The organism is Duganella sp. AC237 (genome assembly GCF_979254035.1).
This window is the reverse complement of sequence record NZ_CEEDEW010000003.1, coordinates 1,299,113-1,309,646: the sequence shown is the minus strand read 5'-3', so window position 1 is coordinate 1,309,646 and position 10,534 is coordinate 1,299,113. Positions and strand designations below refer to the sequence as shown.

The following is a 10,534-nucleotide window of genomic DNA, read 5'->3' as shown; positions in this document are numbered from 1 at the left end:
CATCTAACTAAGGCCCGACCAGTAGATCACGTTCAGAGTACCAACCTCGTCTTCGAGCGTGATGAATTACATGCGCTTGGCAGTATCAATCCGCTGCCGTACCGTTACGCTACCGCAGCCTCGGGCAAGCTGACATTCCTGATCTAAATCCGCCTTACTCGTTTCCGAGTTGTTCCTTGGGTAGCGCCGAGTTCATTGGTCATAGTCATCCGCGCGACTCGGTGCGGCCCAGCCAGGCCGCGAGCCTTTGCCGCCAGCGCCCTCCGCGCCCGCCATGCGGCACGTAGCACACTTTGCCCGGCACCTTGAGAATCACTTCCGTCCCGCGCTCGGGCAAGCTCAACACCTCAACGCCCCCGCCCATGCGCTCGGCCCGACTGCGCATGCCAGCCAGGCCGCGATAGCCCGCGTCAGGCACCGGCGCCGCGTCGATGCCCTTGCCGTCGTCGCGCACGAACAGCGAAAAGTATTCGCAGCCATACGCCAGCTCCAGCTCGATGTGACCTGCCTGCGCGTGTTGAAACGCATTGAACAGCGCCTCGCGCCCGATCCGGAAAATCTCCTCGCCGAATTCGCCATCGAGCGGCAGCGCCCGGCCGGTGACGATCATCCGAAAGGGCGTCTTGAAACTGTCCCGCAGCGAATGCCCGACCTGCGCGAACGCCTGGCTCACATTGTCCCCGTAGATCAGCGGCGTGCGCAGGGTCAATACCTGATGGCGGCCGTCGGCCAGCACTTCGTCGGCCTGGTCGAGTATCGCTTCAATGGTGTCGCGCTCGGCGCTGCCATCGGGTAGCCGCTGGCCGACGCTCTGCACTCGCAGCAGGACGCCTTGCATGTTTTGCAGCAGCGTGTCGTGCAGAGCGAAGGCTGCGTGCTCGCGCTCCTCCAGTTGCTTGAGGCGGGACTCGTAGCGGCGCCCGAAGTTGCGCAGGCAAATCCGGAATAAAACGCCCAGCAGCAAGCATTCAAGGATCAGTCCAAGCATCACAAATAAAGGTGTCTGTAGGAACAACAGCAAGAACGGCTCCGTGCGGCGTAGGTGGTAATATTAATTTCGATATGCGGTCCCCGCACATTGCCATCATTTCAATATCCTTCCCATATCCCCAACGAGGGAGGCGCCGCGCGGACCGTCCGGCGCCGCACGTCCAGAAAAACGCCCCGCGATGTTGCCGTGATGCTTTAATATGGGCCTGTGACCACCTACCCGCCCGCCCAGGGCCGCTGACCCCGTATGCTCGACACGATGCCGCAATCGCCGCTGCTGTTCGCCCCCGCCGCCGACCTGGCCATCAGCCTGATCGCAGGCCTGTTCGGCCTGCTGATCGGCAGCTTCCTCAACGTCGTCATCCACCGCCTGCCGAGGATGATGCAGAACGAGTCGGACAACTATTGCGCCGTCGAAGCCGGCAAGCCGGAAGTCCACACCGAACGCTACAACCTGATGGTGCCACGCTCGGCCTGTCCGCATTGCCACCACCAGATCACCGCGCTGGAAAACATCCCGGTCGTCAGCTATCTGGTCCTGCGCGGCAAGTGCAGCAACTGCAAGGCGCCGATCTCGCCGCGCTACCCGGCCATCGAGCTGCTGACCGGCGTGCTGTCGGCGCTGGTGGTGTGGAAGCTCGGCACCGGCTGGCAGGGCCTCGGCGGCCTGTGCTTCCTGTATTTCCTGGTCGCGCTGACCTTCATCGACGCCGACACCCAATTGCTGCCGGACGACCTGACTTATCCGCTGATCTGGGCCGGCCTGCTGATCAACATCAAAGGCACCTACGTGTCGCTGCACGATGCGGTGGTCGGCGCGGCGGCGGGCTATCTGGCGCTGTGGACCATTTATTGGGTGTATAAACTGGTGCGTCACCGCGAAGGCATGGGATACGGCGACTTCAAGCTGCTGGCCGCGCTGGGCGCGTGGATGGGCTGGGCGACCTTGCCCGCCATCGTGCTGATGGCCTCGCTGGTCGGTGCGGTGACCGGCATCGTGCTGATGGTGGCGAACCGGCGCGGCTTCGATTACCAGATTCCGTTCGGCCCGTATCTGGCGGCCGCCGGCCTGATCACCTTCCTGTACCGGGAGCCGCTGACCGCCTTCACCCGCGTCGTCTATCCTTACTATTAAGAGCAAAGCCACAGCATGAGCGCCCCTTTCTCCATCGGCCTGACCGGCGGCATCGGCAGCGGCAAGACCACGGTGGCCAATATGTTCGCCGAGCGCGGCGCCAGCATCGTCGACACCGACCTCATCGCCCACGGCCTGACGGCGCCCGGCGGCCCGGCCATGCCGGCCATCGTCGCCGAATTCGGCCCGGAGTTCGCCGACGCGACCGGCGCGCTCGACCGCGCGCGCATGCGCCAGCTGGTGTTTGCCGACGCCGGCGCCAAGGCGCGCCTGGAAGCCATCCTCCATCCCCGCATCCGCGACGGCGCGCTGGCGGCCGGCGCGGCCGCGACCGGCAGCTACGTCATCTACGCGGTGCCGCTGCTGGTCGAGTCCGACACGTGGCGGTCCCGCGTGGCGCGCGTGCTGGTGATCGACTGCCGCGAGGAAGTGCAAATTGCCCGCGTAATGGCGCGTAACAATTTGCCGGAACCGCAGGTACTGGCCATCATGGCGGCCCAGGCGAGCCGCGCGCAACGGTTGGCCGCCGCCGACGACATTATCGAGAATAACGACGGAATCGCCGCTTTGGGGCCGCAAATCGACCGTTTACACGCTCTCTACATGAAAATTCGCTAGCATTTTCAAAAAGAACGGTAACAATACCTCTGCAACGTTTGTATTTTTGCTTGGCTTGCTTCAGAATCACGTGAATTCACCGCAGGTCCACCAATAGAGGGATGTTATTTTGATTGTCTACGAATATCCTTTCAACGAGCGCATCCGCACGTTGTTGCGATTAGAGGATCTGTACGAGAAATTCAAATTCTTTGTGCATCAGGAACATCCGATGCAGCATCACGTCGCGCTGTCGACGATCTTCGATATGCTGGAAGTGGCCGGCCGCGCCGACCTGAAATCCGACCTGCTGCAAGAGCTGGAACGCCAGCGTCAAAGCCTGCTGGGCTACCGCATGAATCCGAATGTCCAGACCGAAACCCTGGACGCCATCCTTGCCGAGCTCGACGGTGTGAGCAGCGCGCTGGTCGCGGCCCAGGGCAAGACCGGCCAGAACGTGCGCGACAACGAATGGCTGATGAGCATCCGTGGCCGCACCATCATTCCCGGCGGCGCCTGCGAATTCGATTTGCCTTCGTATTACGCCTGGCAAAAGCGCCCGGCCGAGCAGCGCTTCAACGACATCGCCATCTGGTTCGCGCCGCTGGCGCCGTTGTTCGACGCGCTGGCGCTGGTGCTGCGCCTGCTGCGCGACTCCGGCGGCCCGGTCAAGATGATCGCCGTCGCCGGCAGTTATCAGCAAATGTTGCAGGGCAAGGTCTATCAGATGCTGCGTTTGACGCTGGACGAATCGATGGGCGCTATCCCCGAGATCTCGGCCAACAAGTACATGCTGTGGGTGCGCTTTACCACCCAGGGCGGCGACCTGAAACCCAAGGCGCTGGAAGATGATGTACCATTCGAGCTCACACTCTGTAACTTCTGAAGAATTATCATGGCCACCGTAGTTGACTGCCCTACCTGCTCCGCCAAAGTGGAGTGGAAGGAAGAGAATAAGTATCGCCCGTTCTGTTCGGAACGCTGCAAACAGATCGATCTCGGCGCCTGGGCCGAGGAAAAGTACGCCATCCCCGCCGCGCCGCCCAAAGATCCGTTGGAAGAAGAGTAAACTGGTTCGTTCAACGCGATGGGCTACGGTTACACGTAGGGCGGATTAGCGCAGCGTAATCCGCCATGCCTGCTCTGCAGGCGGCTCGAAGATGGCGGATTACGGCGTTCCGCCTAATCCGCCCTACGTAGAACGCGGGTTTGCTTGCATCACCTTGACGGCCCTACCGATGTACAGGATCGGACCGGTTGGACGGCCGGTCGGCGAACCGGCTTCCGGCTCCAGCGTGATTTCAAACAGCTGTCCGGCTTCGACCTGCGGCAGCTTGCCCAGCGCTACCTTCAGCGGCTGGTTCGGCGTCACCAATCCCAGCGATTCCGGCTTGCCCCAGTTTTTTCCCTTGGTCCAGAACTGCAGCGATTTCTGGCTCGGCACTGGCGTGCCTTCGAGCGGCGTCAAGGTCAGTTGATTGTTCAGACTGGCCTGCACCACATAGCCGGCGTTGCGTTCCTGCGGCGACACCAGCACCACCATATAGGCGGGCTGCGCCGGATCGGGACGCACCAGCACGATGCTGGCCAACACGAAGGTCGCGACCATCGCCAGGCCCGCAAGCGAGCGCCACAGCCGCAGATCGTCCCACCAGCGGCGCCAGCCGCCGGCATCGGTCACCGCTTGCGGACGCAGATTGCCGACGATGCGCGGCCACAGTTTCGGCGACGGCTCGACCGGCTCGGCCAGCGCCGTCAGCGGCAGCAGGCGGCGCTCCCATGCATCGACTTCTGCGCGCAGCAGCGGCTCGTCCTGCATGCGGCGCTCCACTTGCAGGCGTGCCGCCAGCGGCAAGGTGCCCAGCACGTACTCGCCGGCCAGCTGCTGCAATTGCTCCAGTGATTCGTTCATCCCATGCACTCCCGCAATGCGGCCAGGCCGCGCTTGAGCCAGGCCTTGACCGTGCCCAGCGGCGCGTTCAGCCGCGTCGCGATTTCGCTGTGGCTGCAGCCGTCGACATAGGCGCAGACGATGCTGTTGCGCTTGGCGCTATCCAGATGGCTCAGGCAATCGTTCAAGCGGCCCATGCTGGCCTGCAGTTCAAATTGTTCGGCCACGGTATCGGTCCGGTCTTCCTGCAAGGCGTCGAGCGTGTCAGCCTCGACATACACTTCCCGCTCGCGCGAACGCAGCGTGTTGAGCGCCTGATGCCGCACGACGGTAAAAATCCAGCCGCGCGCCGCGCCGCGTTGCGGATCGAAGCTGGCGGCTTTTTGCCAGATGCTGACGAAGGCGTCGTGCAGCACGTCCTCGGCCACGTCGCGGCGGCGCACGATGCGCAGCGCCACGCCCAACAAATGGCGGCCGTCCTGTTCATACAGGCGCTGCAAGGCACGCTGGTCGCCTTTGGCACAGGCGTGCAGCGCGGCGTCGTAGTCAAAACCGTCCGGGGCGTTCGGCATCAGCAATCAGGAAAAAAAGGGTGGGCGCGGCCCGGCGGTGTTCTGCTGAGTGTCGGCCGATTATAGCCGATCACATCCGCCCAACCGCCGGCTCCGCAACGGAATTACGCGGCTTTCCAGAAGATGTAGTCGGCCTGGTACTTCACGGTTTCCTTGGCGCCCAGGTTGGCGGCGGCGCAAGCGCTGGCCGGCGCCACGCCGCCCTTGGTGGCGACGCGCTGGATGTAGGTGACGCCGGTCATGGCGCCGCTGCCCATGGCCGGGTTGGCCTTGACCAGTTGCGATGGAATATTGCCGGCGCCGGCCGGAGCGACCGCGACCTGGGTGGCGGTGAGCTTGGAGCCATCGTTGTTCTGCCACGTGGCCGGCGGGCCGAAGTATTTGCCGACGCTCATGCCGCTGCGGTCGTTCAGGACGGCGTCGGGGCCGACGAAGGTCCATTCGAACTGGCCGGCGGCGTCCTTCTTGGCCTTGCATTCGTAGGTGATATCGCCGGCGCCCACCGTTTCCATGGCAACCTTATTACCTGCTGGCACCTGTACGGCGGCCGGCAAAGCCTGTTGGTCGAAGGTCGGGGCGCTGGCGCAAGCGGACAGCAGGACGGCGGCGGCGAGGATGGCGGCGGATTGTTGGATTTGCATGGCAGGCTCCTGAGTAGTAGTGAGAACCAGCGGGATTGTCCCGTTGATGTCAGTACTACACGCGAGCGCAGAGTTTGGATGCAGCCGGATGCAAATATATTTTGCAGCAGCAAATCCGGAGTGTACGGAAGTTAAGTTTGCTCGGCGCGGACGACGTCGAGCCATTCGAGCAGCGGGATCGTCGCCGGCAGCAGCGGTTCGACACCCACCGTACCCTGCCACGCGAACGCCTGCCCTTCCAGGCTTTGCGGCTCGCCTTCCCAATCGCGGCTGATGTAGAAATGCAGTCGCACGTGCGCGTGCGGGTACACGTATTCGACGCCGCACCATTCGTCGGCGCTGTTGATCGTGAGGCCCAGCTCTTCGACGAACTCGCGCTTGAGCGCCTCCAGTATCGTTTCGCCCGGATCGACTTTGCCGCCGGGGAATTCCCAGTAGCCGTCGTACGGCTTGCCGGCCGGACGCTGACCCAGCAGCACGTCACCATTCGGCTTCATCAGGATGCCCACGGCGACATCGACCGGTTTGATCTTCGCTTCGCCGCCGCTCATGCCTTGCCGTCCTGCGGCAGCTTGCCGGCGTAATCCTTGGCGAACTGCCACGCCACCCGGCCCGAACGCGATCCGCGCTGCAAGGCCCAGCGCAGGGCGTCGCCGCGCGCCGCCTCGATCTGCGCCTCGGTGCAGCCCAGCGACGACAACCAGTGGCCAACGATGGCCAGGTAGTCATCCTGCTTGAACGGGTAGAACGACAGCCACAGACCGAAGCGCTCCGACAGCGAAATCTTCTCCTCCACCGTTTCGCCGGGATGCAGGTCGCCATCCTCGTCATGCTTGTAGCTGGTGTTGTCCGACATCCGCTCCGGCATCAGGTGGCGGCGGTTGGAGGTGGCGTAGATCAGCACATTGTCCGACTGCGCCGAGATGCTGCCGTCGAGTGCCACCTTCAGCGCCTTGTAGCCGCTCTCGCCCTCTTCGAACGACAGGTCGTCGCAGAAGATGATGAAGCGCTCCGGCCGTCCGGCGACAATGTCGACGATGTCCGGCAGCTCGGCCAGATCGGCCTTGTCCACTTCGATCAGGCGCAGGCCGTCCTTGCCGAACTGGTTCAGGCACGCCTTGATCAACGACGATTTGCCGGTGCCGCGCGCGCCCGTCAGGAGCACGTTGTTGGCCGGCCTGCCTTGCACGAACTGGCGCGTGTTCTGCTCGATCTGCTCTTTCTGCGGGCCGATATGCTGCAAGTCGTCCAGCGCGATCGGCGACACGTGCGCCACCGCCTGCAGGTAGCTGGCGCCGCCGCCGCTGCGTTTGCGCCAGCGGAAGGCGAAGCCCAGCTTCCAGTCGGGTTCACGCGGCGCCTGGGGCAGCACCGCCTCCACGCGCGCCAGCAGGGCCTCCGCGCGCACCAGGAATTGTTCGAGGGGCGTCGCCATCTCAGGAGCGGTAGTCGGCGTTGATGCTCACGTAGTCGTGCGACAGGTCGCAGGTATAGACGGTGGCCGCCGCCGCGCCGCGCGCCAGCTTGACGCGCACCGTGATTTCGCTTTGCTTCATCACGCGCTGGCCGTCTTCTTCCTTGTAGTCCGGATTGCGGCCGCCGTTCTTGGCGACCCAGACATCGTCCAGGTACAGATTCAGTTTGCCGACGTCCAGATCCACGCCGGCATAGCCGATGGCGGCCAGGATGCGGCCCAGGTTAGGATCGGAGGCGAAGAACGCGGTCTTGACCAGCGGCGAGTGGCCGATCGAGTAGGCGATCTTGCGGCACTCCTCGACGCTTTCGCCTTCTTCAACCGTGATGGTGATGAATTTGGTGGCGCCTTCGCCGTCGCGCACGATGGCCTGCGCCAGGAACAGCGACAGCTCGGTGACGGCGGCGGCCAGTTCGGCGTATGCCGGCGAGTCGACCGAGTTCACTTCCAGGGTGCCGGCGCCGGTGGCGATCAGCATGAAGGAGTCGTTGGTCGAGGTGTCGCCGTCGATGGTGATGCAGTTGAAGCTTTGGTCGGCGACCTGCTTGACCAGCACGTCGAGCACCGGCTGCGCGACCTTGGCGTCCAGCGCCAGATAGCCCAGCATGGTGGCCATGTTCGGCTTGATCATGCCGGCGCCCTTGCTGATGCCGCTCATGGTGACCGTGTGGCCGCCGATGGTGACGGTGCGCGAGCCGGCCTTGGGCTGGGTGTCGGTGGTCATGATGGCTTCGGCCGCGTTGTACCAGTTGTCGGCCTTCAGGCCGGCGATCGCTTGCGGCAGGCCGGCGATCACTTTGGCGGCCGGCAGCGGCTCGAGGATCACGCCGGTGGAAAACGGCAGGATCTGCGACGGTTCGCAGCCCAGTTGCGCGGCCAGCGCGGCGCAGGTTTCGTTGGCCAGCGACAGACCCAGTTCGCCGGTGCCGGCGTTGGCGTTGCCGGTGTTGATCAGCAGCGCGGCGATCGGCTTGCCGCTTTCCTTGGCGGCGGCCAGGTGGGCCTTGGCGATCTGCACCGGCGCGGCGCAGAAGCGGTTCAGCGTGAACACGCCCGCCACGGTGGCCGTCGGCGCGACCTTCAACACCAGCACGTCCTTGCGGTTCGGCTTCTTGATGCCGGCTTCGGCGAAACCGATTTCGACACCGGCGACAGGCTTGAGTGCGGAGGCAAGGGGCAGAGGGGAATTGACGGCCATATAAGTGATCTCGTGGGTGGAAAGTGGGAGCCGCTATTGTAATCCCTGACAGGCAAAACGGCGCATGCCTTCGCGCCGGTACCGGCGAACCCGTCAGGCGCGTGAGTAACTATTGGTCACACACTCTCAAAGTTGTCGGATCACTGGCGAAATTGATAAATATGCGTAAAAAGTATCTTAACGTTGCAACACAAGCCCATGATTCCATGGGAGTTTTTGCGGAAAAACCACATCTTTTTAGCACGGTCGTACATTTTGTTACTTTCGCTTTCATGCATTTGAGAAATTAGTTTAACGTGAGCAACGAATGCCCCACCCCCGCATTGTCATACACCAAGCTAACTAAAAATCGAACACGACCAAGGATTTTGATCACATGAAAAAGCAACTTTTAGTAGCGGCAGTATTGTCCGCCCTCGCCGCCACCGCCAGCGCGGGCGCGCTGGACGACGGCAACCTGACCATCAGTGGCTTCGGCACCTTGGGCGTCGCCAAGAGCAACACCGACGACGCGCAATTCGCCCGCTACAACCAGGCCGAAGGCGTCGGCGACAAGGCCCGCATCGGCCTCGATACCAACCTGGGTCTGCAAGCGACCTACAAAATGAACGACTGGCTGTCCGGCACTGTGCAGGTGCTGACCCGCAAAACCACCAGCGACAGCTACTCCACCGACCTGACCTGGGGCTTCCTGAAGGCGCGCGTGAACGATGAGGTGAGCGTGCGCGTGGGCCGCATCGTCATGCCGATCTTCCTGATCTCGGACTACCAGAACGTCGGCTACGCCAACACCATGATGCGTCCACCGATCGAGATGTACGGCCAGGAACCGATGGAAAACGCCGACGGCGCCGACATCAACTACCAGCGCGCCTTCGGCGACTTCAATTTCACCGGACAGGCCTTCGTCGGCCGCAGCCGCGGCAAGCTGTTCGTGCCGACCGGCGCCGGCTCGGTGGCCAACTACCGCGCGCCCGCAGCAGGTATCAGCCTGGGTGGCGAATACGGTCCGTTCACGGTGCGCATCGGCCATGCCCGCGCCGACTTGAAGATCAAGGATCTGGCGCCAATCAACAGCCTGGGCGCGACCCTGCGCCAGGTCGGCTTCGCGCAACTGGCCAGCGACATCAATCTGACCGACGGCAAGAAGATCGCCTTCACGTCGCTCGGCGCGACCATGGACTGGAATAACATCCTGGTGCAGACCGAGTACGCGCAGCGCCGCGCCAAGGACCCGGTCTACATCCCGGACACCAACGCCTGGTACTTCATGACCGGCTACCGCTTCGGCAAATTCCTGCCGTACTACTCGCACGCGGCCACCAAGGACGCCGGCAGCTCGGTGAACCTGCCGGCCAACTTCCCGCGCGCGGGCGTGCTGTCGTCGACCGTGCGCAGCACCTTGACGTCGGCCGAACAGAGCTCCGACCTGGTCGGTGTGCGCTGGGACTTCGCCAAATCGCTGGCGCTCAAGGTGCAAGTGGACCGCGTCAAGCCCAAGACCAAATCGGGCATGCTGATCTTCGCGCCGGCCGCCGGCTACCGCAATAGCGTCACCGTCGTCGGCGCCTCGCTCGACTTCGTATTCTGATTGGAGAGCGCACATGAAAAAAATCGTTATCTCGCTCGCACTGTCCGCCGTGACCATGGCCTGCTTCGCGCTGTCGGCGTCGGCGGAAACCGTGGTCATCGTCAGCCAGAAAAACCCGGCCACCCGCATGTTCTCGGAACAGGCGTCGCAATTCTTCCTCGGTAAATCGACGCTGTTCACGCCTGTCGACCAGGCCGAGGGTTCGCCGATCCGCGCCGACTTTTACCGCAAGGTTGCCGACAAGGACGCCGCGCAGGTCAAGGCGCTGTGGTCCAAGCTGGTGTTCACCGGCAAGGGCTCGCCGCCGAAGGAATACAACGGCAACGCCGAAGTAAAGAAGGCGGTTGCCGCCGATCCCAAGGCGATCGGTTATATTGACAAGTCCGCGGTGGACGATACCGTCAAGGTGATTCTGACGCTGCCTTAAACCTTCATTCGTTGTGAG

General features: G+C 63.1%; 13 protein-coding genes. 6 read left to right on the top strand and 7 right to left on the bottom strand.

Translation table 11 applies throughout. From position 1 onward, the window contains the following. Window positions 1–205: 205 nt before the first annotated feature. Window positions 206–1,021 carry a sensor histidine kinase gene (locus AC0IYS_RS06330; protein ID WP_471704372.1) on the bottom strand — a complete coding sequence of 272 codons (816 nt, stop codon included), beginning with the start codon at window positions 1,019–1,021 and terminating at the stop codon, window positions 206–208. 228 nt (window positions 1,022–1,249) lie between these two features. Between AC0IYS_RS06330 and AC0IYS_RS06325 the strand changes: the two genes are divergently transcribed. The 4 genes from AC0IYS_RS06325 to yacG all read left to right on the top strand — a co-directional run bounded on the left by AC0IYS_RS06325 (window position 1,250) and on the right by yacG (window position 3,791). Continuing rightward, window positions 1,250–2,125, top strand: a complete 876-nt coding sequence (locus AC0IYS_RS06325; protein ID WP_471708805.1) for a prepilin peptidase — start codon at window positions 1,250–1,252, stop codon at window positions 2,123–2,125. A 15-nt stretch (window positions 2,126–2,140) separates the two neighbouring features. Further along, window positions 2,141–2,743: a dephospho-CoA kinase gene (gene coaE / locus AC0IYS_RS06320; RefSeq protein WP_471704371.1), complete on the top strand. Its 603-nt coding sequence runs from the start codon at window positions 2,141–2,143 to the stop codon at window positions 2,741–2,743. Window positions 2,744–2,852: 109 nt separating this feature from the next. Then, a complete protein-coding gene (gene zapD, locus AC0IYS_RS06315; protein WP_471704370.1) occupies window positions 2,853–3,608 on the top strand; it encodes a cell division protein ZapD in 756 nt (251 codons plus the stop codon). Window positions 3,609–3,617: 9 nt separating this feature from the next. Then, complete coding sequence (yacG, locus tag AC0IYS_RS06310) at window positions 3,618–3,791, top strand: DNA gyrase inhibitor YacG (RefSeq protein ID WP_090316479.1); 174 nt, start codon at window positions 3,618–3,620, stop codon at window positions 3,789–3,791. A 123-nt stretch (window positions 3,792–3,914) separates the two neighbouring features. On the opposite strand, the gene AC0IYS_RS06305 is transcribed toward yacG, so the two are convergent. The 6 genes from AC0IYS_RS06305 to argJ form a co-directional block, all read right to left on the bottom strand. Continuing rightward, window positions 3,915–4,634 carry an anti-sigma factor gene (locus AC0IYS_RS06305; protein WP_471704369.1) on the bottom strand — a complete coding sequence of 240 codons (720 nt, stop codon included), beginning with the start codon at window positions 4,632–4,634 and terminating at the stop codon, window positions 3,915–3,917. Then, window positions 4,631–5,185, bottom strand: coding sequence for a sigma-70 family RNA polymerase sigma factor (locus AC0IYS_RS06300; protein ID WP_471704368.1), 555 nt, complete (start codon window positions 5,183–5,185; stop codon window positions 4,631–4,633). The genes AC0IYS_RS06305 and AC0IYS_RS06300 overlap by 4 nt, the downstream gene beginning before the upstream one ends. Window positions 5,186–5,289: 104 nt before the next feature. Further along, complete coding sequence (locus AC0IYS_RS06295; protein ID WP_471704367.1) at window positions 5,290–5,826, bottom strand: DUF3455 domain-containing protein; 537 nt, start codon at window positions 5,824–5,826, stop codon at window positions 5,290–5,292. A gap of 131 nt (window positions 5,827–5,957) precedes the next feature. Then, on the bottom strand, window positions 5,958–6,377 hold the full coding sequence (locus AC0IYS_RS06290) for an NUDIX domain-containing protein (RefSeq protein ID WP_471704366.1): 420 nt from the start codon (window positions 6,375–6,377) through the stop codon (window positions 5,958–5,960). Continuing rightward, window positions 6,374–7,261 carry an ATP-binding protein gene (locus tag AC0IYS_RS06285; protein ID WP_471704365.1) on the bottom strand — a complete coding sequence of 296 codons (888 nt, stop codon included), beginning with the start codon at window positions 7,259–7,261 and terminating at the stop codon, window positions 6,374–6,376. The genes AC0IYS_RS06290 and AC0IYS_RS06285 overlap by 4 nt, the downstream gene beginning before the upstream one ends. A gap of 1 nt (window position 7,262) precedes the next feature. Continuing rightward, complete coding sequence (gene argJ / locus AC0IYS_RS06280) at window positions 7,263–8,498, bottom strand: bifunctional glutamate N-acetyltransferase/amino-acid acetyltransferase ArgJ (RefSeq protein ID WP_471704364.1); 1,236 nt, start codon at window positions 8,496–8,498, stop codon at window positions 7,263–7,265. 376 nt (window positions 8,499–8,874) lie between these two features. Here argJ and AC0IYS_RS06275 point away from each other — a divergent pair, with 376 nt between their 5' ends. Together AC0IYS_RS06275 and AC0IYS_RS06270 are read left to right on the top strand one after the other, a co-directional pair. Further along, window positions 8,875–10,089 carry a porin gene (locus tag AC0IYS_RS06275; RefSeq protein ID WP_471704363.1) on the top strand — a complete coding sequence of 405 codons (1,215 nt, stop codon included), beginning with the start codon at window positions 8,875–8,877 and terminating at the stop codon, window positions 10,087–10,089. Between the two features lie 13 nt (window positions 10,090–10,102). After that, complete coding sequence (locus AC0IYS_RS06270; RefSeq protein WP_471704362.1) at window positions 10,103–10,516, top strand: type 2 periplasmic-binding domain-containing protein; 414 nt, start codon at window positions 10,103–10,105, stop codon at window positions 10,514–10,516. The last annotated feature ends 18 nt before the right edge of the window (window positions 10,517–10,534 follow it).

Coding starts and splice junctions, on each gene's coding strand:
- AC0IYS_RS06295 (WP_471704367.1), bottom strand. CDS start 5,826: ATGCAAATCCAACAATCCGCCGCCATCCTCGCCGCCGCCGTCCTGCTG.
- AC0IYS_RS06275 (WP_471704363.1), top strand. CDS start 8,875: ATGAAAAAGCAACTTTTAGTAGCGGCAGTATTGTCCGCCCTCGCCGCC.
- coaE (WP_471704371.1), top strand. CDS start 2,141: ATGAGCGCCCCTTTCTCCATCGGCCTGACCGGCGGCATCGGCAGCGGC.
- AC0IYS_RS06325 (WP_471708805.1), top strand. CDS start 1,250: ATGCCGCAATCGCCGCTGCTGTTCGCCCCCGCCGCCGACCTGGCCATC.
- AC0IYS_RS06270 (WP_471704362.1), top strand. CDS start 10,103: ATGAAAAAAATCGTTATCTCGCTCGCACTGTCCGCCGTGACCATGGCC.
- yacG (WP_090316479.1), top strand. CDS start 3,618: ATGGCCACCGTAGTTGACTGCCCTACCTGCTCCGCCAAAGTGGAGTGG.
- argJ (WP_471704364.1), bottom strand. CDS start 8,498: ATGGCCGTCAATTCCCCTCTGCCCCTTGCCTCCGCACTCAAGCCTGTC.
- AC0IYS_RS06285 (WP_471704365.1), bottom strand. CDS start 7,261: ATGGCGACGCCCCTCGAACAATTCCTGGTGCGCGCGGAGGCCCTGCTG.
- AC0IYS_RS06290 (WP_471704366.1), bottom strand. CDS start 6,377: ATGAGCGGCGGCGAAGCGAAGATCAAACCGGTCGATGTCGCCGTGGGC.
- AC0IYS_RS06300 (WP_471704368.1), bottom strand. CDS start 5,185: ATGCCGAACGCCCCGGACGGTTTTGACTACGACGCCGCGCTGCACGCC.
- AC0IYS_RS06305 (WP_471704369.1), bottom strand. CDS start 4,634: ATGAACGAATCACTGGAGCAATTGCAGCAGCTGGCCGGCGAGTACGTG.